23 protein-coding genes and 2 pseudogenes are annotated in these 23799 nt (G+C 73.5%); 7 read left to right on the top strand and 18 right to left on the bottom strand.

All coding sequences use genetic code 11. The features are described from left to right. Positions 1-11: 11 nt before the first annotated feature. Both ACFZB9_RS23825 and ACFZB9_RS23820 read right to left on the bottom strand, forming a co-directional pair. The gene (locus ACFZB9_RS23825; RefSeq protein ID WP_391450372.1) at positions 12-1418 is read right to left on the bottom strand and encodes an APC family permease; all 1407 of its coding nucleotides are present in this window, start codon (positions 1416-1418) and stop codon (positions 12-14) included. Positions 1419-1612: 194 nt separating this feature from the next. Further along, a complete protein-coding gene (locus ACFZB9_RS23820) occupies positions 1613-2128 on the bottom strand; it encodes a DUF664 domain-containing protein (RefSeq protein ID WP_391450203.1) in 516 nt (171 codons plus the stop codon). A 293-nt stretch (positions 2129-2421) separates the two neighbouring features. Here ACFZB9_RS23820 and ACFZB9_RS23815 point away from each other — a divergent pair. Together ACFZB9_RS23815 and ACFZB9_RS23810 are read left to right on the top strand one after the other, a co-directional pair. Further along, positions 2422-2607: pseudogene (locus ACFZB9_RS23815) on the top strand (protease); the annotation flags it as partial. 228 nt (positions 2608-2835) lie between these two features. Beyond that, positions 2836-3183: pseudogene (locus ACFZB9_RS23810) on the top strand (DJ-1/PfpI family protein); the annotation flags it as partial. A 57-nt stretch (positions 3184-3240) separates the two neighbouring features. Here ACFZB9_RS23810 and ACFZB9_RS23805 read toward each other — a convergent pair. The 3 genes from ACFZB9_RS23805 to ACFZB9_RS23795 all read right to left on the bottom strand — a co-directional run bounded on the left by ACFZB9_RS23805 (position 3241) and on the right by ACFZB9_RS23795 (position 4639). Beyond that, positions 3241-3924, bottom strand: coding sequence for an NADPH-dependent F420 reductase (locus ACFZB9_RS23805; RefSeq protein ID WP_391450201.1), 684 nt, complete (start codon positions 3922-3924; stop codon positions 3241-3243). A gap of 50 nt (positions 3925-3974) precedes the next feature. After that, positions 3975-4400, bottom strand: a complete 426-nt coding sequence (locus ACFZB9_RS23800; RefSeq protein WP_391450200.1) for an HIT family protein — start codon at positions 4398-4400, stop codon at positions 3975-3977. A 74-nt stretch (positions 4401-4474) separates the two neighbouring features. Further along, positions 4475-4639 (bottom strand): hypothetical protein, encoded by a 165-nt coding sequence (locus ACFZB9_RS23795; protein ID WP_391450199.1) that lies wholly within the window; start codon positions 4637-4639, stop codon positions 4475-4477. Positions 4640-5053: 414 nt separating this feature from the next. On the opposite strand from ACFZB9_RS23795, the gene ACFZB9_RS23790 reads away from it, so the two are divergent. After that, entirely contained in the window at positions 5054-6511 is a 1458-nt protein-coding gene (locus tag ACFZB9_RS23790) for a hypothetical protein (protein ID WP_391450197.1), read from the top strand. 21 nt (positions 6512-6532) lie between these two features. On the opposite strand, the gene ACFZB9_RS23785 is transcribed toward ACFZB9_RS23790, so the two are convergent. Together ACFZB9_RS23785 and ctaD are read right to left on the bottom strand one after the other, a co-directional pair. Beyond that, positions 6533-6922: a cytochrome c oxidase subunit 4 gene (locus ACFZB9_RS23785; protein ID WP_391450195.1), complete on the bottom strand. Its 390-nt coding sequence runs from the start codon at positions 6920-6922 to the stop codon at positions 6533-6535. Beyond that, a complete protein-coding gene (gene ctaD / locus ACFZB9_RS23780; protein ID WP_391450194.1) occupies positions 6919-8649 on the bottom strand; it encodes a cytochrome c oxidase subunit I in 1731 nt (576 codons plus the stop codon). Before ctaD ends, ACFZB9_RS23785 begins: the two co-directional genes overlap by 4 nt. A 585-nt stretch (positions 8650-9234) precedes the next feature. On the opposite strand from ctaD, the gene ACFZB9_RS23775 reads away from it, so the two are divergent. Further along, positions 9235-10026 carry a transglycosylase family protein gene (locus ACFZB9_RS23775; RefSeq protein ID WP_391450193.1) on the top strand — a complete coding sequence of 264 codons (792 nt, stop codon included), beginning with the start codon at positions 9235-9237 and terminating at the stop codon, positions 10024-10026. A 111-nt stretch (positions 10027-10137) separates the two neighbouring features. On the opposite strand, the gene ACFZB9_RS23770 is transcribed toward ACFZB9_RS23775, so the two are convergent. Beyond that, positions 10138-11313 carry an MFS transporter gene (locus tag ACFZB9_RS23770; RefSeq protein ID WP_391450191.1) on the bottom strand — a complete coding sequence of 392 codons (1176 nt, stop codon included), beginning with the start codon at positions 11311-11313 and terminating at the stop codon, positions 10138-10140. A gap of 116 nt (positions 11314-11429) precedes the next feature. Here ACFZB9_RS23770 and ACFZB9_RS23765 point away from each other — a divergent pair, with 116 nt between their 5' ends. Continuing rightward, positions 11430-12410, top strand: a complete 981-nt coding sequence (locus ACFZB9_RS23765) for a winged helix-turn-helix domain-containing protein (RefSeq protein WP_391450190.1) — start codon at positions 11430-11432, stop codon at positions 12408-12410. A gap of 193 nt (positions 12411-12603) precedes the next feature. On the opposite strand, the gene nagB is transcribed toward ACFZB9_RS23765, so the two are convergent. Further along, positions 12604-13386 (bottom strand): glucosamine-6-phosphate deaminase, encoded by a 783-nt coding sequence (nagB, locus tag ACFZB9_RS23760; RefSeq protein WP_391450189.1) that lies wholly within the window; start codon positions 13384-13386, stop codon positions 12604-12606. A 177-nt stretch (positions 13387-13563) separates the two neighbouring features. On the opposite strand from nagB, the gene ACFZB9_RS23755 reads away from it, so the two are divergent. Continuing rightward, entirely contained in the window at positions 13564-13713 is a 150-nt protein-coding gene (locus tag ACFZB9_RS23755; protein WP_391450188.1) for a DUF6126 family protein, read from the top strand. 36 nt (positions 13714-13749) lie between these two features. Here the strand turns inward: ACFZB9_RS23755 and ACFZB9_RS23750 are convergent, their stop codons facing one another. Then, positions 13750-14352 (bottom strand): hypothetical protein, encoded by a 603-nt coding sequence (locus tag ACFZB9_RS23750; protein WP_391450186.1) that lies wholly within the window; start codon positions 14350-14352, stop codon positions 13750-13752. 226 nt (positions 14353-14578) lie between these two features. On the opposite strand from ACFZB9_RS23750, the gene ACFZB9_RS23745 reads away from it, so the two are divergent. Next, positions 14579-15634 (top strand): PhlD, encoded by a 1056-nt coding sequence (locus ACFZB9_RS23745; RefSeq protein WP_391450184.1) that lies wholly within the window; start codon positions 14579-14581, stop codon positions 15632-15634. A gap of 235 nt (positions 15635-15869) precedes the next feature. On the opposite strand, the gene ACFZB9_RS23740 is transcribed toward ACFZB9_RS23745, so the two are convergent. The 8 genes from ACFZB9_RS23740 to ACFZB9_RS23705 form a co-directional block, all read right to left on the bottom strand. Next, entirely contained in the window at positions 15870-16058 is a 189-nt protein-coding gene (locus tag ACFZB9_RS23740; protein ID WP_391450182.1) for a hypothetical protein, read from the bottom strand. A 156-nt stretch (positions 16059-16214) separates the two neighbouring features. Then, complete coding sequence (locus ACFZB9_RS23735) at positions 16215-18326, bottom strand: sensor histidine kinase (RefSeq protein WP_391450180.1); 2112 nt, start codon at positions 18324-18326, stop codon at positions 16215-16217. Between the two features lie 169 nt (positions 18327-18495). Then, positions 18496-19158 (bottom strand): response regulator, encoded by a 663-nt coding sequence (locus ACFZB9_RS23730; protein ID WP_391450370.1) that lies wholly within the window; start codon positions 19156-19158, stop codon positions 18496-18498. Positions 19159-19222: 64 nt separating this feature from the next. Then, the gene (locus tag ACFZB9_RS23725; protein ID WP_391450178.1) at positions 19223-20365 is read right to left on the bottom strand and encodes an NAD(P)-dependent alcohol dehydrogenase; all 1143 of its coding nucleotides are present in this window, start codon (positions 20363-20365) and stop codon (positions 19223-19225) included. Positions 20366-20415: 50 nt separating this feature from the next. Continuing rightward, positions 20416-22026 (bottom strand): FAD-dependent oxidoreductase, encoded by a 1611-nt coding sequence (locus tag ACFZB9_RS23720; RefSeq protein WP_391450176.1) that lies wholly within the window; start codon positions 22024-22026, stop codon positions 20416-20418. Next, positions 22023-22577, bottom strand: coding sequence for a VOC family protein (locus ACFZB9_RS23715; RefSeq protein ID WP_391450174.1), 555 nt, complete (start codon positions 22575-22577; stop codon positions 22023-22025). The genes ACFZB9_RS23720 and ACFZB9_RS23715 overlap by 4 nt, the downstream gene beginning before the upstream one ends. Beyond that, complete coding sequence (locus tag ACFZB9_RS23710) at positions 22574-22993, bottom strand: hypothetical protein (protein ID WP_391450172.1); 420 nt, start codon at positions 22991-22993, stop codon at positions 22574-22576. Before ACFZB9_RS23710 ends, ACFZB9_RS23715 begins: the two co-directional genes overlap by 4 nt. Beyond that, complete coding sequence (locus ACFZB9_RS23705) at positions 22990-23787, bottom strand: cupin domain-containing protein (RefSeq protein WP_391450170.1); 798 nt, start codon at positions 23785-23787, stop codon at positions 22990-22992. The genes ACFZB9_RS23710 and ACFZB9_RS23705 overlap by 4 nt, the downstream gene beginning before the upstream one ends. Between the last annotated feature and the right edge of the window lie 12 nt (positions 23788-23799).

Genomic DNA, 23799 nt, shown 5'->3' with positions numbered 1-23799 from the left:
GTGGCGTACGGTCAGACTCCGGTTGCCTGAACGGAGTCGGGGTCGGAGTCGGAGCCCGGGCCCGAGTCGGCCAGGCGGAACTGCTCGCGGATCTCGACCGGGGCGAACGGCCAGATCCGTTCGAATCCGGACCAGACGAGGAAGGCCGCCGCGCCCGCCGTCACCCAGGCCAGCGACCACTCGATCGGATGGTAACCGGGGGCGTTCCGGTCCGCGTAGCCGTAGATCACCAGCCAGCCGGTGGCCGCGACCAGGCTGGGCAGCGGGTAGCGCCACATCCGGTAGGGCCTGGGGAGATCGGGCTGGCGGCGGCGCAGCACGGTGACCGCGAGCACCTGGGCGAAGGACTGGACGATCACCATCACCGTGGTGAGCAGGTTGATCAGGGTGTTCAGGTCGGTGTGCCGTCCGATCAGGAAGCCGACCGCGGTGACCGCCCCCATGGTGAGCAGGCCCAGGGTCGGGAACTCGTGCTTGCGGTGCAAGCGGGAGTACGAGCGGAAGAACACCCCGTCGCGGGCCGCGTCGTACGGCACGCGCGAGCCGCCGAGCAGGCCGGTGAGGACCGAGGCGAAGGCGGTCACCAGGATCAGCACGGTGACCACGTCGGCGGCCGACTTGCCCCAGGTCTGCTGGAGCACCGCGGAGGCGACCGAGGAGGAGGCGATCGAGTGCGGGTCCAGCATCTCGTGCCAGTCCAGCGCGCCGAGCACGCCGACCTGGAGCAGCAGGTAGATGACCATGATGCCGAGGATCGAGTAGATGATCGAGCGCGGCATCACCCGGCCCGGGTTCTTGATCTCGCCGCCGAGGTAGGCGGTGGTGTTGTAGCCGAGGTAGTCGTAGATGCCGATGGTCAGCCCGGCCGCGAAGCCGAGCCAGAAGTGGCCGTGCGTCACATCGATGGCGTGCGCGGGCCAGGTGAAGGCGCGGCTCGGCGAGAAGTGGGTGTAGGAGGCGAGGATCACCGAGAGGACGGCCGCCAGCATGACGCCCCACATCGCGGTGGCGAGTCTGGCGATGCGCTCCACCCGGCGCCAGAGCAGCAGGACGACCAGGGCGATCACCGCCAGGCCGACCAGGTCACCCTGACTCTTCGTCATGTCCGGCCACAGGTAGCCGAGATACTGGACGAAGCCGACCACGCCGGTGGACATGATCAGCGGGATGAAGAGCATCGCGGTCCAGACGAACAGGAACGGCATCAGTCGTCCGGTCCGGTACTGGAACGCCTCGCGAAGGTAGCCGTAACTGCCGCCGGAGCCCGGCATCGCGGCGCCGAGCTCGGCCCACACCAGGCCGTCGACCAGCGCGAGTACGGCGCCGGCCAGCCAGCCGATCACCGCCTGCGGGCCGCCGAACGCGGCGACCATCAGCGGGATGGTGACGAACGGCCCGATGCCGCACATCTGGCTCATGTTGATGGCGACGGCCTGGAACAGGCCGATCCGTCTGCTGAGGGTTGCGGACAAGAGGGGCTCCAGGGGGAGGGGGAGCGCGTGAGGTGTCCATAAGTTAAGTTTCCTAACTTGAACAGTCAAGGCCTGGGGAGGCCGCTGCTCCGGGCCGCGGCCTCCCCGGGTGCGTGGGCGTGTGAGGTCGTCTGTGGTCGTCAGTGCGCGCGGCGCTGCAGGATGCCGTGGATGAAGGCGGCCTGGCCCGCGTGCTGGAGGTCCTCCGTGACCACACTGATCAGCCGCACGCCGAGCGTCACGGGCGGGTTCCAGGACTCGTCCACCACCTGGTCCAGGTCCTCAGCGGTCACGGTGCGCAGAAAGCGCAGGGTCTGCCGGTGCACGGCGTCGTAGTAGCCGGTCAGCAGCGCGCGGGAGGCGACCTGGACGTCGGCCACCTGGGCCGCGCTGTGACCGTAGCCGGTCTCGTCCAGGGGGAACGGCAGGTCGAACTTGGCCGCCCAGCCGTCGGCGGTCCAGACCTGTTCGGTGCCGGCGAGGTCGGCCAGGTGGTCGTCCTGCACCCGGGTCAGGTGCCAGATCAGCCAGGCCACGCTGTTCGCCTCCTCGTCCAGCCGGGCCGACAACTGCTTCGGGCCCAGGCCCCGGACGGCCTCGTGGACGGCCTCCTTGACCCGGTCGAGGGCATCGGCCAGCAGGTCGGCACTCTTCATCGCTAACTCCTTTGACAGCGGCGGTGACGGGCGAAGGCCGGTGACGCGGCAGGGCGGCACGGCGGCTGGTACGGCCCGGCGGACCCCGCCCGGCGGCGGGGGCCGGACCGGGACCCGGGCGGAGGGCGTGCAGCAGGCATCCCCAGTCCGGGGCCGGCCCGAGCGCGGCCGTTCGGGTGAGCGGGACTTCGCTCTCGGAGCGCCCCGGGTGGTGCCGGGGGAGGATGGCACGCGGGGTCGCTGACCGGCGGGGGCTGACGGGGTGGCCGAGGAGGTTGGAGCACGTGATCACTCTGCAGGGGCTCACCATTGCCTTCCTGACCGCTCCCGAAGGGGTGGAACAGGTCGAACTCACCGAGCCGTGGCAGGCGGTCCTGGAGGCCGGCGGAACGCCGCGGCTGCTCTCCACCCGGCCCGGCCGGGTCCAGGCCTACCGGCACCTGGAACGCGCGGACACCTTCGGGGTCGACGTGGTGGTGGCGGCGCGTGACGAGGGTGAAGGGGAGGAGGGGCCGGGCGAGGGTGAGGGGGAGGGTGAGGGCGAGGACAGCGAGGGCGGTAGCGGCGAGGGTGAAGGCGCCGACGGGCATCGTGAGGGTGACGGTGGTGACCGTGGCGAGGGCGAGCAGGGCAAGGGCGAGCAGGGCAAGCGCGGACACGGCGGGCACCGGCACGGCAAGGGCGGCGAGGCGGAGGCCGGCGACGCCGGCTATGCCGCGCTGGTGCTGCCGGGTGGGGTGGCCAACCCCGATCTGCTGCGGGTCGAGCCCGCCGCGGTGGCGCTCGTCCAGGCCTTCTTCGCAGCGGGCAAGCCGGTCGCGGCGATCTGCCACGCGCCCTGGCTGCTGATCGAGGCCGAGGTCGTCCGCGGGCGGACGCTGACCTCCTGGCCCAGCCTGCGCACCGACCTGCTGAACGCCGGTGCCCACTGGGTGGACGAGGAGATGCGACTCTGCACTGCGGGCCCGAACACCCTGATCACCAGCCGCGGGCCGGAGGACCTGCCGCTCTTCAATGACGCGCTGGTCACGCAGTTCGCCAAGGAGCGCCGCTGAGGCCTCGGGCCAGGGCCGGTCGGCCCCGGCCCGTCGGTGAGCAGCGGGTGGCGGCGGTCAGCGGGTGGCGGCCGCGAGGGCCTCCTGGATGGCGGCGGGGCCGGCGGGGCGGCCCGGGTCCTGGTCGAGACGGGCGTGCTGGTCCTTCAGGTACGGCAGACCGTAGGCGGGGGTGCCGGGCTGGAAGCGCCAGCTCTCACCGAGCGGCCCGGCGTCCACCGTGAGGTAGCCGAGGGTGTCGAGCAGGGCGGTGACCCGCTGCTTGGCCGTGGCGTCGTCCCCCGCGATCGGGAGCGCGGAGCGGTCGGGGGCGCCGCTGGGGCGGGCCAGGTCCAGCAGGTGGCCGAAGTAGATGTTGTTGAACACCTTGACGAGCTGCGCGCCGGCCAGGTGGCGCTGGACCAACTCGCTGCTGGTGAACTCGCCGGAGTCGAGTTCGGCGAAGTGGCCGTCGCGCTCGGGGTAGTAGTTGCCGGTGTCGAGCACCAGCCGGCCGGCCAGCGGGGCGGCGTCGAGCTCGAAGGCGTTCTTCAGGGGGATGGTCACCACCACCCACTCGCCGGTCGCGGCCGCCTCGGCCGGGGTGGCGGCGCGAGCGCGCGGGCCCAGCTCTGTGACGAGATCCGCAAGGGTCTCGGGGCCGCGTGAGTTGCTGAGCACCACATCGAGGCCGGCGTTCACCGCGAGCCGGGCCAGGGTGCCGCCGATGTGTCCACTGCCGATCAGTCCAAGAGTAGCCATGCCGATGACAGTGCTCCGCGCGATCGCCGTATTCCTGAGCGGGCGTCAATTCACTCGATCGGCTCAGCGAGCGCCGCTCGCAGCAGGTCGGCGGTCCGGCCCGCCTCGACCTCGTCCACGTACCGGCGCCGGGGCCAGAAGAAGCCGCGCAGTCCGTCCTTCGGATTGCGCGGCACCACGTGCACGTGCAGGTGCGGGACGGACTGGCTGACCCGGTTGTTCATCGCGACGAACGAGCCCTTGGCCGCCATCGCCCGCTCGGTGGCCCCGGTGAGACGCCGCACCCGCTCGAAGAACGGGCCGACCAGCTCGACGGGCAGCTCGGACAGCGTCTGGACGTGTCGGACGGGCACCACCAGCAGGTGGCCGGGGAAGAGCGGCCGGTGGTCCAGGAAGGCCAGGGCCACCTCGTCCCGCAGGACCGTGTGGACGGGCGGTGCCGGGTCCGCCAGGAAGGCACAGAAGATGCAGTCCATCCGGCCATCAGACCACGGCAGGCGCCGCGGGCCCGGGGTGGCCCGCCGGGCGCGGTCGATGAGCTGATGATGCATCAGAAGTAGCTGAGGGAAGCAGAGTCGGGTACCGCCTGGATGAACTCGATGACGGTGGCCGTGCCCGCGGCCGGCCGGCCCTCGTGCAGGGTGAGCGGGTCACCGGGCGCGAGGTGCCGCCAGTGCTCAGGCGTGAGCGGCGCCGGCCGCACGGTGGCCGACACACCCGGTGCGAGCAGTGGCCGGCCCTCCACCCACAGGCGCGCGATGGACCACGTCGGTTTCGGGCGCGAGCGTCAGCTCGGCCCGGAGGCCACCGCGTCGTGCCTCCCCGGCACGCCAGTCGCACCAGCGGACGGTGGTGGCGAGCGACAGCTGCCGGGCGGCCTGCGCCAGCAACGACCAGAAGCGCGGGGGCAGCGGCTGGGTGTCGCCGATGGCCGGCAGCAGATCCAGTGCGAACTCCCGGTCCTGCCGCCGCCGGCAGTCCCGGACGCCCTGCGGCCTACCGCCGTCGGCCGCTCGGGCGTCCTCGGGCGTCCTCGGGCAGGAGTTCGCCGGCCTGCCGCAAAAGAGTGGACGCGTCCATGGCCGTATTCTTCGTCATTGCCGGTCATGAGGATCTTGGGGGATACACCGTGCCGAACCGCAGGACCGCAGCGCTGCCGGTGCTCGGGGCGCTGCTGGACCGCTCGCTGGCGCAGATCGCCGAGGCGGCCGCCGATGCCCGGACCTATGACCGCGAGACCATTCGCGCCGTCTCGGACGTGTGGGACAACAACACCTTCCCGCTCTTCCGCGCGGCGACCGCCCGCACCGCCTGGGGGCGCGAGCGGCGGGCCCGCGCCGCGCTGGCCTGGATGGCCGAGTTCGGGACGAAGCGGCGGAGCTGGGTGGTGGAGCAGGCGGCCGCCGCCGGGCACGCGGTGGAGGCGGTGCTGCCGCCGCAGCTGCCGAAGCCCCACCACAGCCGGGACTATCGCGGGGTGGTGATGCCCACGATGGAGCCGGTGACGGCCGAGTTCGTGCGCGGGCTGGCCGTCGACTACGACCTGGCCATGGCGCGCGTCGTGTCACTGCTGGTGGAGCGGGCCGGCCGCGAGCTGACCGGCTACCTGGACCTGACCGTCGAGCGCCGCTACCCGACCGAGCGGGAGGCGGCGCCACCCGCCGAGCTGCGGTGGTGGCTGGCGGATGTCAGCGCTGTGGAGTTCGACTCCCGGGATGCGGGCGGGATCACCGTCGGCACCGGCCCGGACGGGGTGGTGATCGGCCTCGGCGGCTCCGGCTCGCTCCGCGCCGCCGAGGCCACCTGCTATCTGGACGACCGGTGCTGGGAGTTGTCCGCCGCAGGCCGGGCCGCCGACGCACGCACCCCGCCGCGTCGTCCGGACTCCGATCGCCGCGCCGAGGACCGACGGCCTCGGGGGGAGGTGGGTGGCGCGGCGCGGGTCGCCGCGTCCGTGCTGCGCCACGCGATGCTGGAGATCCGTGGCGTGCGGTACGGCGGGTGGGCCGACCGGAGGCCGGTCGCGGCGCTCTGCGAGGTCTTCGCGGGAGCCGGCGAGGCCGTGCTCGGCGCGGGTGCACGCCGTGGGGCGGCGCGGCGTGAGGCGGCCTTCCGTGAGCTGGTCGAGGGCTGGGTCCGGCGCAGTGGGTCGGTCCATGCCCCGTGGCTCGCCCAAGTGGTGGACGAGGGCTGCTCGGACGTCTACCCGGCGACCAAAGCCTGGGCCGCGAGCCTCAGTTACCCGTCACCGCCGCCTGCCCCGGCGGCCCGCCCGTGGCCCGGTGGGCAACTCCCGCCGGTGGAGCTGCGCCTGGCCCGGTACACCGCCCCGCACCTCCAGTACGGGGAGCCGCAAGAGGCCTCGGCCCTGCTGCACTTTGCGCTGCCGCCCCGGCCGGCCGAGGACCCCGCGGGGCCGTGGCGGCTGCGGGCCATGAAGCTCGGCGCCCCCGACAGCTTCCGGCTGGACACCGCCGCCTTCGCCGGCCCGGACACGCTCGAACTGACCCGGGCGCCGGACCGGATCAGCGCGGTCTCGCAGCACGCGGACGCGCTGGCCGTCGTCGTGGCGTCGGCGCCGGCCTGAGCCGCTGCCCGCGCTAGCTAGCTACTCGCCGCGGTTCCCGTACTGGAAGACGAAGCCGGCGACGCCACCGGCGGTGATCCCGGCGCCGATCAGCATCAGCCAGACCCCGAAGGTCATGCCGAGTGCGATCACCGCGGCCCCGGCGGCCGTGATCGGCGGGTACCAGCTGTGCGGCGCGAAGAAGTCCAGCGGGCCGGCCGTCTCCGCCACCGGGACCTCGCGGCGGTCCTGGGCGCGCGGGCCGCGGCGGCGGTGCTGGATGAAGAAGAAGGCGGAGATCAGCGCGGACATCAGGAAGGCGATGGCGAGCGCGGCCTTGCCAGCGGGCTCCTTGGCGAACCAGTCGTAGATGCCGCCCATCACGGCGAAGAAGAGCGCGACACCGGCGAAGAGGAAGGCCTCGAACCTCATCGCTCACCCGCCGGTCCGGCCGCACCCGGGGTGGTGGGTGCCGGGTCCCTGGTGAGCAGGTCGGTGTCCTCGGCCTCGCTGCGCGGGTGGTTGATGTCGAAGGCAGGGCTGTCGGAGCGGATCCGGGGCAGCGCGCGGAAGTTGTGGCGCGGTGGCGGGCAGGAGGTGGCCCACTCCAGCGACCGGCCCCACCCCCAGGGGTCGTCGACGCCCACCGGGCGGGCGTACTTGGTGGTGTGCCAGACGTTGTAGAGGAACGGCAGCGTGGACAGGCCGAGCAGGAACGCCCCGGCGCTGGAGATGGTGTTGAGGGTGGTGAAGCCGTCCGCGGGCAGGTAGTCGGCGTACCGGCGGGGCATGCCCTCGGCGCCCAGCCAGTGCTGGACCAGGAAGGTCAGGTGGAAGCCGACGAACAACAGGACGAAGTGGACCCGGCCCAGCCGCTCGTCCAGCCGGCGGCCGGTGAACTTCGGCCACCAGAAGTAGAAGCCGCCGAAGGTCGCGAACACCACGGTGCCGAACAGCACGTAGTGCATGTGGGCCACCACGAAGTAGGAGTCGGTGACGTGGAAGTCGATCGGCGGCGCGGCCAGCAGCACCCCGGACAGGCCGCCGAACAGGAAGGTGACCAGGAAGCCGATCGCCCACAGCATCGGCGTCTCGAAGGAGAGCGAGCCGCCCCACATGGTGCCGATCCAGTTGAAGAACTTCACGCCGGTCGGTACCGCGATCAGGAACGAGGTGAGCGAGAAGAACGGCAGCAGCACCTGCCCGGTGGCGAACATGTGGTGGGCCCAGACCACCGCCGACAGCCCGGTGATCGCGATGGTCGCCCCGACCAGCCCGAGGTAGCCGAAGATCGGCTTGCGGCTGAAGACCGGCAGGATCTCGCTGACGATCCCGAAGAACGGCAGCGCGACGATGTAGACCTCAGGGTGTCCGAAGAACCAGAACAGGTGCTGCCAGAGCAGGGCGCCGCCGCTGGCCGCATCGAAGGCGTGTGCCCCCAGCCGGCGGTCGGCCAGCAGCACCAGCAGCGCGGCGGTCAGCACGGGGAAGGCGAAGAGCGCCAGGATCGAGGTGAAGAGCACGTTCCAGGTGAAGATGGGCATCCGGAAGAGCGTCATCCCCGGGGCGCGCAGGCAAGCGATCGTGGTGATGAAGTTGACCGCGCCGAAGATGGTGCTCAGGCCCGCCACCGCCAGCCCGGCCGCCCACAGGTCTCCGCCGGTGCCCGGTGAGTGGACGGCGTCGTTCAGCGGGGCGTAGGCGAACCAGCCGAAGGCGGCGGCGCCGTCCGCGGTGAAGAAGCCGCTCAGCACGATCAGGCCGCCGAACAGGAACACCCAGTAGGTGAAGGCGTTCAGCCGGGGGAAGGCGACGTCGGGCGAGCCGATCTGCAACGGCATGATCCAGTTGGCGAAGCCGGTGAAGGTCGGGGTCGCGAAGAGCAGCAGCATGATCGTGCCGTGCATGGTGAAGAGCTGGTTGTACTGCTCGTTGGTGACCACCTGCATGCCGGGCCTGGCCAGTTCGGCCCGCATCACCATCGCGAGCACGCCGCCGACCAGGAAGAAGCCGAAGGAGGTGGCCAGGTAGAGGGTGCCGATCAGCTTGTGGTCGGTGGTGGTCAGCCAGCCCAGCACGGTGCTGCCGCGCCGCACCCGGGTCGCCGTGTCGGGGGCGAGCTCCGGCGCCGGCCGCTCCGGCTCCTCCACGACGGTCATCCGTCCTCCTGGTGGTTGGTCGGCTCGACCGGTGCCCCCGTCCCGCGCGTTCGCTGTGGACGATGACGGAGGGTCGGGGACGGTCGGCGGGTCGGGCTCCATGCTGGGCCCGGCGGGTGGCCCGGCGCCCGGCGCAGCGCGGGGGAACGGGTGTGGTTAGCCCGGACGGCGGCAGGGGTTTCGGGGCCGGTGGCGGTGGGGTGTGTCGGGGGCCACTGCGGGGCGGATTTGTGACGGAGCGTGGTGGCGCGCTCGCACGGTGCCGATCGTGCGGGAGGCTCGGCAGGTGGTGTGCGTCACTGCGAGGTGGAGGTGATGGTGGTGTTTTGCCTGGTTTTCAGTGCTTTAAGACCGATTTGAGCCTCGGATTACCGGGGGTAACGGGGGCTGGCCTGGGCGTTCGCCAAGCGGTTGAGAACGAGCAGGGGGTTGCCTAACTTCGTTCTCGGTGCAGCGAGCACCGCCCGGCACCACCGAGCCCCGAGAACGGGGGGTGGGTCAGGGCGCCGGAACCTTTCCCGTGACGTGTCCGTGGGGGCGTGGTTCCGTGCGGCCCGGTCCGGGTCCTGCGACAAGGGAGATCCTTTGACTTTCCGTAACGAGAACACCGTCACCACTGCTGTCAAGGCCGCCAAGCGCAACCGCGTCCGGCTGGCCGTTCTGGGCGGGGCGGTCGCCGTTCTGCCGGTGGCGGGCCTCGTGACGGCGACGACGGCTTCGGCCGCGTCGGCCTCGACCTGGAACGCGGTCGCGCAGTGCGAGAGCACCGGCAACTGGAACATCAACTCCGGCAACGGCTTCTCGGGCGGCCTGCAGTTCACGCCGAGCACCTGGGCGGCGTACGGCGGCACGCAGTACGCGGCGACCGCGGCGCAGGCCACCCAGGCCCAGCAGATCGCGGTGGCCGAGAAGGTGCTGGCCGACCAGGGGCCGGGCGCCTGGCCGGTCTGCTCGGCCAAGGCGGGCCTGACGGCGGGCGGCGCCCCGGCGCAGGTCGACACCGGTAGCCCGCGCGGCACCGGCAACAGCACTCCGGCTCCGACCACCCCGGCTCCGACCACCCCGGCCCCGACCGCCCCGGCTGCCGCTACCCCGGCTCCCGCGCCGCAGGGCGCGCCGGCCGAGCGGGCGCCGAAGCAGGCCCAGCAGGACCAGAAGCAGGCGCCGCAGCAGGCGCCGAAGCAGAGCCAGCAGGACAGTCGGAAGCAGGCTCCGGCGCAGCGTGCCGCCGCCGGCTACACCGTCAAGAGCGGCGACACCCTGAGCGCGATCGCCGCCGCGCACGGCACCAGCGTGGCCAAGCTCTACGCGCAGAACGCGCAGACCATCGGCGCCAACCCCGATGTCATCCTGCCCGGCCAGGTGCTGAGCATCTGACCGGTCGGTGACTGCGGCCCGCTCGGCCGATGCCTGACGGCTGCCCCCTGTCCCGCCCGGGACCGGGGGCAGCTGCCGATTCCCGTCCGAACTGTCTGATGGATCGTCAATTCACTGTGTGGTGAGGGTTGCTGGTGTGCGCAGCCCCGGTGCCAGTGCCAGGGTCACCGCCAGCGAGGCTCCCGCCAGCAGTGCCATCGCGGTCCCGGGGGAGCAGTGTTCGGCCACCGCCCCGGCCAGGGCGGCGCTCACGCCCTGCAGCGCGAGCATGCCCGAGGCGTGCAGTCCGAGGGCGTGGCCGGCCAACTCCGGTGGTGTCAGTGCCAGGAGGCGCTCCTGGAACGGCAGCCCGGAGGCGTAGCCGACGGTCGCCAGGGTGACGGCGGCCGCCGCGATCGGCAGCGCCGGGCGCAGGGCGAAGACCAGGAACGGCGCGGCGAGCAGCAGGCAGAGCGGAACGCCCAGCCGCTGCCGCCACCGGGCCGGGACGAACCGGCCCGTCAGGGTGTCCCCGAGCAGCATGCCCAGCGCGCCGCAGGCGAAGAGCAGCCCCGCCTGCCGTGGCGCGTACGGGAGGTAGAGCGACTCGCAGCCCACGATCAGCCCGTTCGGCACCCAGAGCGCGAGAAGGACCCACCGGCGCGGCCCGGCCGACCAGAGCCGGGCGTTGGTCCGCCAGGTCCGGCCGGCCGACGGTCGGTGCGAATCCCGGGCGGCCCGCCGGGTGAGGCCGAGCCGTGCGACGCCCGCCGAGCCTAGGTGGAGCACCGCGCCCGCCAGCAGGGTGCCGCGCGGGCCCATGGTGTCCACCAGAGTGCCGCCCAGCGCGAAGGCACCGATCTGCACCAGTCCGGCCGCCGTGTTGAGTGTCGACCGGCCGAGCAGGTAACCCGCGCTCGGTAGCAGCTCGTTGAGCAGCCCGTAGCGGACGCCGCCACCCAGCGAGCCTAGTGCCCCCTGGACGAACAGCACCGCGAACACCACCCAGCCGGGCAGCCGGGGCAGCGCCTGCACGGCGGTGCCGAGCGCGAAGAGCAGCGACAGGCCGGTCAGCGCGGCGCGTGGCGGCATCCGGTCGGCGGCGGACAACAGGGTGGCCGCGCCCAGCAGTTGGGCCAGCGCCGGACCGAACATGGCGAGCGCGGCGAGCAGCGGGGAACCGGTGCTCGCGTAGACCTGACTGCCGAGCGCGAGGCCGGCGACACTCTGGGCGGCCACCTGGCCGGAGGCGGCCAGGAAGAGCGGAGTGAACTCCGGGGCACGGAAGAGCTCCTGGTAGGTACGCATGGGCCAAGGCTCGGCGTGATCTTCGCCGGCGGTTAGAGTTTCGCGGTCCGGCGAAAGCTCTGAACCGGTCGCGGGGATGGAACGCAACGGTAGGGAACGGAACGGGAGGGAACGGCATGGGCTGGTGGCAGGTCGACGCCGACACCCTCGCGCGCGGCCGGTTCGCGATCTCGCCGCTGGCCGAGACGATCGCCGCTCTGAAGACCCTGGAGCGCGCAGCCGCGGCCCACCCGGGCGAGCGCCGCTGGCTGGCCGAGCACCTGCCCGCCTACCGCGAGCGGCAGGCCGCCGACCCGGTGACGGCACAGCTGGTCCGGGTCGGGCTGGGCCGTGCCTGGAACGCCGAGTTCCTCACCCCCACGCCCACCGGGACCGACGAGCCCGGCTTCGAGCGGGAGTTGGACCGGGTCCGCGCCACGCCGCCGGACACCGCCCGTGCCGACCTCGCCGTCTCCTGGGGCGGTCCGCTGCCCACCCAGCTGGACCGCCCGGACCTGCCGCGGCGCGCCGCCGACCTGCTGGCATGGGTCTGGACGCGGACGGTGCTGCCCGGCTGGCCGCGAAGGCGGCGGATCATCGAGGCGGACATCCTGGCCCGGACCGCGCGGCTGGGCCAGGGCGGCTGGGTGGCGGCGCTCGCGGGCCTGCGTCCCGCGCTGCGCTGGCTCGGCGAGGACCGGCTGCAGATCAGTGGCCAGGAGTACCCGCCGCGCGAACTCGTCGGCGCGCAGCTGCTGTTCGTGCCCGTGACGCTGAGCCAGAGCTGGCTCAGCTGGCACGCGCCGTCGGACGCGGCGCACCACTACGCGGTGGTGTACCCGTGCTCGGGTGCGCTCGCCGAGGCCGACCGGGCGCCGGTGCCGCAGGCGCTGGGCAGGCTGCTCGGCCCGGGGCGGGCGGGGGTGCTGGTGCTGCTGGAGGCGCCGAAGAGCACCACCCAGCTGGTCGCGCTGACCGGCCAGGGGCTCGGCTCGGTGGGGCGGCATCTGCGGGTGCTGCTGGACGCCGGTCTGGTGGCCCGGCGCCGGGCCGGGCGCTCGGTGCTCTACCAGTGGACCGAGGCCGGCGGAACGCTGGTGCGGGCGGCGAAAGGCTGACGCACGTGGCTGGTGTTACGTGAAGTGAGGTGTGGGACAACGTGAGGTCCGGCGGCCCGGACCGGGGAGCGACGGCGGCCACAACGCCGACCGACCGCCGGCCCGTGGCCCTCGCCCTGGCAGGCGAGTGGGCCATCGGACCGGCGGTCGGTGGGCGCGTTTCAGACGACCGGCGCGTGGCGCGCCGTGCGGGTCAGAGCGACTGCCAGTCCGGCTTGGCGGCGTAGGTGGCGCGGAAGTAGTCGGCCAGCTTGAGCCGGGAGGCGGCCGCCTCGTCCACCACGACCGTCGCGTGCGGGTGCAGCTGCAGGGCGGAGGCGGGCACGAACGCGGAGAGCGGACCCTCGACCGCCTGCGCGACGGCTTCGGCCTTGGCCTCGCCGGTGGCCAGCAGTACCAGGTGGCGGGCCTCCAGGATGGTGCCGATGCCCTGGGTGATCACGTGGTGCGGCACCTGGTCGATGCTGTCGAAGAAGCGGGCGTTGTCCACCCGGGTCTGCTCGGTCAGCGTCTTGATCCGGGTCCGCGAGGCCAGCGAGGAGCACGGCTCGTTGAAGCCGATGTGCCCGTCGGTGCCGATGCCGAGCAGCTGCAGGTCCACGCCGCCCGCTTCGGCCAGCGCGTGGTCGTAGGCGGTGGCCGCGGCCGCGATGTCGGCGGCGGAGCCGTCGGGGCCCAGGAAGGCGCTCTCGGCGATGCCCAGCGGCTCCAGCACCTCACGCAGCACGACCGAGCGGTAGGACTCCGGGTGCCCCTGGGGCAGGCCGACGTACTCGTCGAGCTGGCAGATCCGGGCCCGCGAGACGTCCAGTGCTCCGGCCCGCACCTTGGCGGCCAGCGCCTGGTAGATCGGCAGCGGCGTCGACCCGGTGGCCACGCCGACCAGCGCGTCGGGCTTGCCGGTGAGCAGCTCCGCGATCGCCGAGGCGATCAACTCGCCGCCGGCGGCAGCGTCGGGAACGATCACAATCTCCATCTTGACCAACCGTCCGAAAGCGTGTATGTAGTGGTCTAGACCAGTGTACTGATCTGAGCTTATCGCAGACGGTGACCGGTTCGAAAGCTCGTCTCGGGGAATCTCGTCTCGGGGACTTAGGATTGGCCGACGCCGCGGAAGTCGGTGCGAACGGATGATCCGGAGGACGGAGCAGCAGTGAGCGAGGCCGCGGGCAGCGAGACCATCCGCGACGAGAACAGCAAGCGCAGGGCGGCGCTCATCCGCGCCGGCATCTACATCGCGGGCACGCACTTCTTCGCGTTCTTCGTGATGCTGCTCTTCTACCTCGGCAATCACCGCCACTGACGGCACCACCGCCGAGGCCACCACGGAGGGTCGGCCTCAGGCCGCGCCCTGCCACTTGCCGTCGCGCGGCTCGGGGGAGCGCAGCAGCGACCGCAGCTCGGTGGGGCTGACCCCCTCGTAGAAGTGCATGAAGACGGCGCGGCCCGAGCGGCCCATCGGGGTGGCGGCGCCGATCCACAGCGATCCGGTCCCGTAGCGGGCGTGGATCAGTGGCCGGATGTCGCCGTCGGGCCCGGCTCGCCCGGCCGAGTGCAGCGGACTGCCCAGGGTCTCCTCGGTCCAGCGCGCCAGCTCCGCGAGCGCAGGGTGGTCCGGGCACTCCTGCAACTGGATGTCCAGCTGCGGCACCGCGCGACGCAGCCAGTACTTCGTGTGCTCGGGCAGCTGGGAGCGGCCCTCCCAGACCATCCACTTGAAGATGTTCTCCGGCACCCGCCCCCGGGAGAACGTCTCCTCGAACGCCTCGTTGTAGGCGATCACCTGCCACGCCGCGTCGACCGCGTAGGCGATCGGGCCGACCAGCCTGAGACCGGGCGCGTGCTCACTGACCCGCGAGACGGTGTTGCGGACGAGCGTGGCCCACGTGTCGCGGGCGTCCGCGTTGGTTGTGCCGATGGGATGCTCCTCCGGGTACGTCATGGACACGATTGTGCCTGCCGTGTCGGGAGTTCTGCCAGGGAGGTCCCGGGTCGGCGCGGCCGGTTCACCAGCTGCTCGCAGCGGGTCCGGCGGACCCTGGTGACGGTGCTCTGCACCCGTGCTGACGCCCTGTGATCTGATGCCATCGATCCTGTCCCCGTGCCCGGCGCACTCCCCGGCGCCGAGGTGCCGGGGGGAGCAGGCACTCGACAGTTGAAGGAAGTCCATGGGACCCGTATACGTCAGCCGGCCGGCCGTGGTGCTCCCGCCCCACCGGGTACCACGCCAGCTGATCACCGACGACATCATCGCCAGGCACGCTGCGCAGCTGTTGCCCCGCACGCCCGAGCACCTGGCCCAGCTGCCCGCGAACCGCCACTACAGCCGCCCCCTGCCGGCGGTCCTGGGCGAGTGGGGCATCGAGGAACGCAACCGGGCCGTGGTCACCGACCTGGTGGAGATCGGCCTGCGGGCCGCCCGGGCCGCGATCGAGGCCGCGGGCCTGCGGCCGGGCGACATCGACTGCCTGGTCACCGGGCATGCCACCGGCTTCCTGCTGCCGGGACTCGATGTCGCGCTGCACAACGCGCTGGGCCTGCGCCCCGATGCCGCCTGCCGGCCGGCCACCGAACTGGGCTGCGCCGGCGGCGCGTACGCGCTGCTCGTCGCCCGTGAGTACCTGGCCGCCCACCCGGGTGCGACGGTGCTGGTGGTGGCCGCCGAGGTCCTCAGCCTGGCGGTCTACCACCACGAGGACAGCAGCGTCGACCACCTGATCTACAAGGCGCTCTGGGGCGACGGCGCGGTCGCCGCCCTGGTCACCGACCGGCCGCTGGGCCCCGGCCTGCGGATCGACGGCAGCTGGGAGCACCTGCTGCCGGGAACCGCCGCGCGCTACCAGGGCCGGCTGGACGCGACCGGCCACCACTTCGACTCGGACCGCAGCGCGCTGAACTCGGTGCCCGAGGTGCTGCCCGCAGTGCGCGCGCACCTGGCGGCCGAGGGCGGGCGGCTCGACTTCGTGGTCTGTCACCCCGGCGGTCCGAAGATCCTGGCGCAGCTCGCGCAGGGCCTGGCGATCGACCCCGAGCTGCTGCGGCACGCCCGCGCCTGCCTGGACGAGCACGGCAACCTCGGCGGCCCCTCGGTGCTCGCGGTGCTGGAGCGCACCCACACGGCGCCGCCGGCCCACGGCGAGCAGGGCGTCCTGTTGGCGGTCGGCCCCGGCTTCCGCTGCATCGCGCTGCGTGCCACCTGGTGGTCCCCGCCGTCGGCGCCGTGATCGCCGGAGGCTGAGAACACCCCCCGGATGACCGGAGGCCCGCCGCGCGGGAGAGCGGCGGGCCGGGTGGCGCCAAGGGGACACCCAGAACGGGAAACGGGGGAAACGGGGGAAACGGGAAACGGGGGAAAGTGGGGAAACCGGAGCCGGCCGCTGCGATGGTGAGATCGCGGTGGCCGGCTCCGTTGTGCCCGAGCGGACAGCGTGCGGACAGTGTGCGGACGGGACGGGTGGGTCAGCGGGTGGGCGAGGGGCGGATGCAGGCCCAGAGCGGCGCCGGGCATTGCGGCTCCGTGGGCTGGGTCTTCGCCGGAGCGGGTGCCGCCGCGTCGTCCGGCGGGGCAGGGCTCGGCGTGAGCGGCTGCGGTGCGGCCGGTTCCTGGGCGTCCTGGTCCTGGCCGGGGCTGACTGGGGTGGCTGTCATCAGGTTCCTCCTTGCTCCGCACCCCGGTCCGTGGGGGAGGTCCGTGGGATCCGGACCGGGGCCGATACCTCGACTATCGCGGCCGAGTGGTCCCGGCCGCATGAGGTAGCGGTCCCGGATCGGGCGGGACCTGCCGCGCCCGGCGGCCCCCGCCGGTCAGTTCTGGCCGCCGCGTGGCAGCACCGCGCGGACCACCGCGCCCCGGGCGTCGTTGGCGGCGGTGAAGGTGCCGCCCAGCTCCTCGGCCCGCTCGGCCATCGAGCGCAGACCCACCCCGGCGGTGCCGGCGTGCGCGGGGAAGCCGGCGCCGTCGTCCCTGGCCTCCACGGTGACCTGGTCGGCTGCCACCCGCAGCGCCAGCCGCGCCCGCAGGGCGCCGGAGTGGCGCAGCGCGTTGTTCAGCGCCTCGCCGCTGATCCGGTAGACGGCGACCTCCACCGCGGCCGGCAGCGGCGGCAGCGGATCGGGGTCCAGCTCGACCTGGACCTGCAGCCGCCGGCCGTCCAGCCGGGCGGCCAGCTCACGCAGTGCGCCGGTCAGTCCGACCCGCCCCAGCTCGGCGGGCGCCAGCCCGTCGGTGATCCGGCGCAGCTCGTCGATGGCGGTGCCGATGCCGAGCGAGGCGGTGCGCAGCGCGCTCGACGCCGCGCTGTCCTCGGGCAGCGCGCTGCGCGCGGCGTCGACCTGCAGCCGCAGGCCCGACAGCGCTGGGCCCAGGCCGTCGTGCAGGTCGTGCCGCAGCCGCTTGCGCTCCTCCTCGCGGGCCAGCACCAACTGCTTCCTGCTGGCCTGGAGTTCCTCGGTCAGGCGCAGCGAGGCGATCGCGGGGGCGCACTGGTCGGCCAGGAAGCGCAGCACGGCGTGGTCCTGGTGGTCCAGGACGGCCTGTCCGGAGCGCGGTGGGGCGTGCAGCTCGCCGATCACCGTGCCCTCGAAGCCGATCGGGAAGACCTCGGCCGGCTGGTCGGGTGCGCCCAGTGCGGCCAGTTCGCGCGGTCCCTCGCGGGTGGCCACCACCACGCGTGCGCCGGGCAGGCCGAGCGAGTCCACGACCGTGCGGCAGAGCAGGGGCGAGGCCTCGGCGGGGCCGACCGCCTGGCTCAGCCGCTCGGCGAGGTCGCGGGCCACTTGGTAGGGCCGGGCGCGGTCGCCGTAGTAGAAGCGGTCCACCGCCCGGCTGAGGCCGCGGGCGGTGGGGCGCACCAGCAGGCCGATGACCAGCGCGCAGCCGGCCATCAGCTGCGCGTCGGCGTTGTCGGCGGCCGGCAGCAGCCTGGGCAACGCGAACCCGAGGGCGAAGTACCCGCAGATCAGCAGCGCGATCAGGGTGAAGCTGGTGAGCATCCGGCGGGTGGCCCGGTCCAGCTGCCAGGAGCGGTCCCGGGCGAAGGCGTAGATCAGCGCGAGCGGCCACAGCGCGGCGATCAGCGAGTTGAAGACGAAGAACGAGGTGCCGTGCCAACCCAGGTGGGAGGCGGTGAAGTTGAGCACCATCCAGGCCAGCCAGGGGAGCAGTACCACGAGTTGCTGGGGCCTGAGGTTCGGCGACCGGCGCCAGCGCAGCACCGCGACCAGCAGGCTGAGGGCTGCGACCAGCGGCGCGAGCCAGTCGATCCGCGGGCCCAGGCCCTGGGCCAGGTCGCTCTCCAGACGGGCCCACCAGCCGTGCGTCAACGGGTTCGGCAGGCCGTACCAGTCGGGAGCCGCCGCCCGGCCGTAGTACGACTCGGCGGCGCTCCAGAGCAGCAGCAGGACGGCGTAACCGCGTCCCCACCCGCCCGGCAGCCGCCCGTCGGGGAACCAGAGCGGCAGCGCGTACATGGTGAAGACGAAGGTGGTGACGCTGATCAGCAGCAGCGTGGCAGCCAGATCGGCCAGCACCGGGCCGGCGCCCGCGACCCCGAGTGCGAAGAGCGTGACGTTGCCCAGACAGGCCAGGAAACCGGCGCCGAGCAGCAGCCGGCCCAGACCGGTGCCGGAGCGGTGGGCCAGGATGAAGAGCCCGGCCAGTGCCAGGCCGAAGCCGAGCAGCAGCGGCGCCCAGTCGTAGGGAATGTCGCGGTCGCGGGCGCGGTCCGTCAGGTGGGTCAGGGCCAGCACCACCCAGCCGAGGCCGCTCAGCAGGGTCAGCGCGCAGACGGCGTAGGCGCCGGCGGGCACGGGGGCGCCGGTGGCCCGGGTCGCCCGGCGGGCGGCGCCCCCGGTCGCGGTGGTGCCGGTGGCGGTGCGGGAGGCTCCGCCGCTCGGTGTTCCGGTCGCTGCACGCATCCGACCCTCCTCAGGGCGCCCGCTTGCTGGAGGCGCTCGATCGGCACGGCGCCCGTTGTCGCTCCGACCCAGCCTGTCCCCTCTCGCGTCCCGGCCGCATGAGGCCGCGGTCCTGTCCGGCGCCCGGGTGCGGGGAGTGCGCGGCGGTCAGGTGGTCGCCCGCGGGCGGTCAGCCGCCGGTGTCGCCCAGGCCCATGTCGCGGGCCCGGGCGACCGCCTCGGCGCGGGTGGCGACGTTCAGCTTCTCGAAGATGTGCGTCACGTGGTTGCGCACCGTCTTCTCCGCCACGAACAGCTCGCGGGCGATCCGGTGGTTGTCCAGGCCGCGGGCGACCAGGTCGAGCACCTCCGCCTCGCGGGTGGTCAGCGAGGGGAAGAGCTGCCCGGCCTCCCGCAGCCGGCTGCCGGTCAGCAGGGCGGTGATCCGGCTGGCGATGTCGGCGCCGAAGACGGCGCCGCCGGCGGCGACGGTGCGCACGGCGTGCAGCACCTCCTCGCGGCCCGCGCCCTTGACCAGGTAGCCGCGGGCGCCGGCCTGCAACGCCGCCAGCAGGCTGCCGTCGTCGTCGGCCATGGTCAGCATCAGCACGGGCAGCCCGGGGTGCTGTTCGGTGAGGCGGCGGGTGGCGTCCAGGCCCGAGCCGTCGGGCAGCGAGAGGTCCATCACCACGAGGTCGGGGCGGTGCCGCTCGACGGCCTGCGGCACCTCGCCCGCGGTCTGTGCCTCGCCGGCCACCACCAGGCCCGGGGAGCTCTCCAGTGCGGCCCGCAGGCCCGCCCGGAAGAGCGGGTGGTCGTCGACGAGCAGGACTCGTACGACACCGTCCGTCATCTGCGCAGGCAGCTCGTCCACGAACGGAACACTAGCAGTAGCCGATGAGTAACTGATCGTTCATTTATCGAGTCCGGGCCCGCCGGGTGGGGGTCGGCTGAAGCATCAGTACGGGCTTGACGACCCGTCCGCTGCGCGCGTCCGCGGCCGCCTGCTCGATCCGCTCGAAGGGGTAGCTGCGCACCAGCTCCGTCACCGGCAGGCGGCCGCGGCGGAACAGCTCGACCAGGGCCGGCAGGAAGCGCTGCGGCAGGCTCGCGCCCTGGTTGATGCCGATGATCCGCGGTCCGCGGTCGAGCAGCTGCGGGACGTCCAGCCCGACCTCGGTCCCCGCGGGCGGCGCGCCGATCACGCCGAGCGTGCCGCCGATCGCCAGCGCGGCCACCGCCTGCCGCAGCGCCCGGACATCGCCGCTGGTCTCCAGCGCGCAGGCCACGCCCTGCCGCCCGGTCAGCTCGGCCAGCGCCTCGCCGGCGTCCCGTGCCCCGGCGTCGACCACGTCGGTGGCGCCCAGCCGCTGGGCCAGTGCCAGGCGGCGCGGGTCGAGGTCGACGGCGATGATCCGGGTGGCCGCGGTCAGCCGGGCCGCCAGCACGGCCGACAGGCCCACCGCGCCGGCGCCGAAGACCGCCAGGCTCTGGCCCGGCTCGGGGCGCAGCACGTTCAGCACCGCGCCCGCACCGGTCTGCACGCCGCAGCCGAACGGTGCCAGTGCCTCGGCGGGCAGGTCCCGGGGCACCGGCACCACATTGCGGTCACTGGCCAGGGCGAGCGTGGCGAACGAGGACTGGCCGAAGAACTTGCCGTGCAGCGGCGCTCCGGCGCCGTCCCACAGGGTGGGCGAGCCGTCCAGCCGGCAACCTCCGAAGAGGTTGAGCGCCGGCCAGTGCTCGCACCGCACCGGTCGGCCGCCCTGGCAGGCGGGGCAGGCGCCGCAGGAGTCGAAGGTGAGCAGGACCCGCTCGCCCGGGCTGGTCGCGGTGACCGCGCAGCCGACGGCGGCCACCGTGCCGACCGCCTCGTGGCCGAGCACGCCGGGCAGCGGGAAGGGGGTGTGACCGGCCCGCACGCTCAGATCGGTGTGGCAGATCCCGGCAGCCTCCACCGTCACCAGCACCTCGTGCGCCCGCGGGTCGTCGACCCGGATCGATTCGATGGCGAACGGCCGCCCGGGTGCGCGGGCGACGGCGGCTTCTGCGGTGGCCATGAGGGTTTCCTCCTGAGAGTGGTCGACGATCGGGCCAGGGAGCGGGTGGGTCAGTCCAGCAGCCCGCCGCGGCGGGCGGTGCGCAGGGCCTGGGCGGCGATGGTCAGGGTCGGGTTGACGGCGGCGGAGGACGGGAAGAACCCGCCGTCCACCACGTAGAGGTTGCGGACCTGGTGGCTGCGGCAGAACGGGTCGAGCACCGAGTGCGCCTCGTCGAGGCCGGCGACCGTGGTGCCGCACTGGTGGCCGGTGGCGTCCAGCCCCATCCGGTGGGACAGCACCAGCGGGTAGCCCGCCCGGCGCAGCATCCGGCGGGCGGCCCGCAGCAGGTCGCGGTGGGCCCGCAGGTTGGTGGCGACGCGCCGCACGGTGATCTGGCCGTCCGGCGCCAGGGTGACCCGGTTACGCGGGTCGGGCAGGTCCTCGGACATCACCCACCAGTCGAGGCTGTGCCCGGCGACCCACTCCCGCAGCCGGTACGGGTAGCCGGGCGGCAGCATCTCGGCGCCGACCTTGCCCATCAGCTGGAGGTTGCCGAGCGGGTAGGGCCGGTCGGGGCCCGCCTGGTAGAAGTCGTTGACGGCCAGGGTCTTCTGGAAGACGACGGGGTTGCGCTGTCGTGGATCGACGGCCAGCAGCACGCTGTTGTTGTGCAGCATCAGGTTGCGTCCGACCAGCCCGGTGCCGTTCGCCAGCCCGTCGGGGTGCGCTGCGCAGGCCGAACGCAGCAGTAGCGCGGCCGAGTTGATCGCGCCGGCGGCGAGCACCACCCGGGCCGCCCGGACGGTGAGCGGGTGCCCCTCGCGCAGCGCGTGCACGGTGCTGACGGTGCGGCCCGTCGGGTCCGTCGTGAGGCGGGTCACCCGGGTGTGCGTCAGCAGGCGGACGTTGCCGCGCCGCAGGGCGGGGCGCAGGGCCCGGGTCTCGGCGTCGCTCTTGGCGCCGACCCGGCAGGGGAAGCCGTCACAGGTGCCGCAGCGCAGGCAGGGCCGGTCGGGGCCGAGGTCGACGCCCAGCTCCAGGGGGTAGGGGTGCAGGCCCTGGTGGCGCAGCCGCCGGGCGAGTCCGGCGATGACCGGCTCGTGCGGTACCGGCGGGTGCGGGAAGGGGCCGGAGCGGGGCGGCGCGGTGGGATCCTGCCCGGCGTCGGCGTCGGCGCCAGCGTCGGAGGCGGTGTCGGCATCGGAGGCGGAGTCCGAGTCGGCGGCGCCGCCGTGCACCCGGTAGAGGCGCTCGGCCTCGGCGTAGTACGGCTCCAGCTCCTGGTAGCCGAACGGCCAGGCGGGGGAGGTGCCTTCGCGGTGCTCGACCGCGCCGAAGTCGCTCGTACGCAGCCGGGGCAGGCCCGCGCCGTAGACCTTGGTGGTGCCGCCCACGTAGTAGTGGGCGGCGGGGACGAAGCGCTTCCCGGCGGGTGTGCGCCACGGCTCGGCGTTGTGGTACCGCCGCTCGGCGAAGACGGCGCGAGCGGACCAGTTCGCCCCCTCGCGCGGCAGGAAGCCGCCGCGTTCCAGGACCAGCACCCGGGCGCCGCTGCCGGCCAGCGCCCAGGCGGTGGTGGCGCCGCCGGCGCCGGAGCCGATGATCACGATGTCGGCCTCGTAGCGGTCCGCGTCGGAGGTCACCACGGGCGGGGCGGTGGCGGCCCAGATCCCGGTCACCGGTCCGCTCCCGCCTCGGCGGCGCGGGGCTCCTGCGGCCGGCCGGGGCTGAAGAGCCGCACCCGGGTCTGCTGCTGGAAGGGCATCTCGGCAGGGGAGTTGAACAGTTCGAGCTGCATGCCCCAGGGCGTGGTCAGGTAGATCCAGCGGGCGCCCTTGATCGGGCCCTCGGCCACGGTGTCCACCTCGCCGAGCACCCGAACGCCCGGGTAGCCGGCCAGCCGCCGCAGCGCGCCGTCCAAGTCGTCGGCCCAGAAGGCCAGATGGTGGCCGCCCCAGTCGCTGTTCATCGGCAGCGCCTTGCGCTGGTCGGGGACCTGGTAGGCGAACAGCTCCAGGTTGAGGGTCGGGCCCAGCCGGAGCATCGCCAACTGGACGACGGCACGCGGGTGGACGCCGAGCTGGCGGGTCATCCAGTCGCCCGGATCGCTCAGCGGGCCGGTGCGGTAGGCGAGTTCGGCGCCCAGGGCCTCGGTGAAGAAGGCGATCGCCGCATCGAGGTCCGGCACGGTGTAGGCGACGTGGTGGGCGGTGAACGCGGTCGTGGTCATGGCTGGCCTCGCAGATCGGGTCGGCGCGGCGGGAGTTGGGCGGTGGCCGCGGCAGGGGTGAGGGTCAGGCAGAGCAGCTCGGCGCCGAACGGGCCGGCATGCAGGTGGACCAGCTCGCCGCGCGGGGCGAGCAGCAGGTCGCCCCGGTTCAGCGGCTGCCGGCCCTCGGCCGTGGACGGGGTGGCCGCGCCGACCCGGACGGGCAGCAGGGCGACCGGTCCGCGCAGCACGTACCAGGCGGCCTCGGTCTCCTCGCGCCCGGTCAGGTCGAAGCAGGCGCCGGGGCTGAGCCGGACGTGGTCGACGGCCTCGGTCTCGCTGTGCAGCATGCCCCGGCGGGCCAGGCAGCGGACGCGGATCCGTCGGCTGCCGGGGCCGAGCAGCACCGTGGGATGCGCGGTGGTGGTGATGATCACGACGTGGGACCTTGCTTCGGTACCGTCAGCGCCGCGTGCACGTACTCCAGCCCACCGCGGCCCGCGGTCAGCGCGGCGCCGGTGCCCAGCGGCAGGGTGAGCGCGGTGCCCGGGGCGAGCGGCACCCGCAGCTCGCCGGAGCCGGAGCCCGACGCAGAGCCGGAGCCCGACGCGGAGCCGGAGCCGGCGGCGGTGCTGCGGCTGGAGCCGGTCCCGAGGGGTGCGGCTCGCCCGTCGCCCGCCGTCACGAAGACGGTGTGCTCCTCGCCGTCCGCGCGCAGCACGGCGCGCTCGCCGGCGCGCAGCCGGACGATCCCGATGGTCCGCAGCGGCCCGCTGAGGACGGTCCGCGGATCGATCCGCCCCAGGGCGGGCAGACCGGTGATGACGGCGCTGCGCGGTCGCGGCTCGACGGGCGCCGGGGCGGTGGTTCTCTTCGTGGCGGTCAACTCGATCACCAGCCATTCCAGGGGTTCGTTGCCGGTGTTGCGCAGGCCGTGGCGGCTGCCGAGAGCGGTCAGGACCAGGTCGCCGGCCGCGAGTTGGCGGCGCCGGCCGTCCAGGGTGAGTTCACCCCGGCCGCGCAGCAGGAGGTAGACCTCCTCGGTGCGGGTGTGCAGGTGCTCGCCGCTGGCCGCTCCCGGCGGCAGGCCGGCCCACTCCACGGCCTCCCAGTCGCCGCACAGTGCGGCGCGGCGGGCCAGGCAGGTCCAGTGCGTCAGCCCCGCGGTGCCGTGCACGCCGTAGACGTCGGCCGGGCGTCTGATGTCGGCGACGATGACGCCGGTGCGCATCGTGTGCTCCTT

This window comes from Kitasatospora sp. NPDC008050 (assembly GCF_042957465.1).
Classification (GTDB): Bacteria; Actinomycetota; Actinomycetes; order Streptomycetales; family Streptomycetaceae; genus Kitasatospora.
The sequence above is the reverse complement of the archived record's forward strand: the minus strand, read 5'-3'. Positions and strand labels throughout refer to the sequence as shown.

Bases quoted from the DNA above. Each gene is read 5' to 3' on its own strand.
- ACFZB9_RS23715 (WP_391450174.1), bottom strand. From the start codon at position 22,577: ATGACCACGACCGCGTTCACCGCCCACCACGTCGCCTACACCGTGCCG.
- ACFZB9_RS23770 (WP_391450191.1), bottom strand. From the start codon at position 11,313: ATGCGTACCTACCAGGAGCTCTTCCGTGCCCCGGAGTTCACTCCGCTC.
- ACFZB9_RS23820 (WP_391450203.1), bottom strand. From the start codon at position 2,128: ATGAAGAGTGCCGACCTGCTGGCCGATGCCCTCGACCGGGTCAAGGAG.
- ACFZB9_RS23765 (WP_391450190.1), top strand. From the start codon at position 11,430: ATGGGCTGGTGGCAGGTCGACGCCGACACCCTCGCGCGCGGCCGGTTC.
- ACFZB9_RS23750 (WP_391450186.1), bottom strand. From the start codon at position 14,352: ATGACGTACCCGGAGGAGCATCCCATCGGCACAACCAACGCGGACGCC.
- ACFZB9_RS23825 (WP_391450372.1), bottom strand. From the start codon at position 1,418: ATGAGCCAGATGTGCGGCATCGGGCCGTTCGTCACCATCCCGCTGATG.
- ACFZB9_RS23745 (WP_391450184.1), top strand. From the start codon at position 14,579: ATGGGACCCGTATACGTCAGCCGGCCGGCCGTGGTGCTCCCGCCCCAC.
- nagB (WP_391450189.1), bottom strand. From the start codon at position 13,386: ATGGAGATTGTGATCGTTCCCGACGCTGCCGCCGGCGGCGAGTTGATC.
- ctaD (WP_391450194.1), bottom strand. From the start codon at position 8,649: ATGACCGTCGTGGAGGAGCCGGAGCGGCCGGCGCCGGAGCTCGCCCCC.
- ACFZB9_RS23800 (WP_391450200.1), bottom strand. From the start codon at position 4,400: ATGGACTGCATCTTCTGTGCCTTCCTGGCGGACCCGGCACCGCCCGTC.
- ACFZB9_RS23805 (WP_391450201.1), bottom strand. From the start codon at position 3,924: ATGGCTACTCTTGGACTGATCGGCAGTGGACACATCGGCGGCACCCTG.
- ACFZB9_RS23785 (WP_391450195.1), bottom strand. From the start codon at position 6,922: ATGAGGTTCGAGGCCTTCCTCTTCGCCGGTGTCGCGCTCTTCTTCGCC.
- ACFZB9_RS23730 (WP_391450370.1), bottom strand. From the start codon at position 19,158: ATGACGGACGGTGTCGTACGAGTCCTGCTCGTCGACGACCACCCGCTC.
- ACFZB9_RS23705 (WP_391450170.1), bottom strand. From the start codon at position 23,787: ATGCGCACCGGCGTCATCGTCGCCGACATCAGACGCCCGGCCGACGTC.
- ACFZB9_RS23740 (WP_391450182.1), bottom strand. From the start codon at position 16,058: ATGACAGCCACCCCAGTCAGCCCCGGCCAGGACCAGGACGCCCAGGAA.
- ACFZB9_RS23735 (WP_391450180.1), bottom strand. From the start codon at position 18,326: ATGCGTGCAGCGACCGGAACACCGAGCGGCGGAGCCTCCCGCACCGCC.
- ACFZB9_RS23725 (WP_391450178.1), bottom strand. From the start codon at position 20,365: ATGGCCACCGCAGAAGCCGCCGTCGCCCGCGCACCCGGGCGGCCGTTC.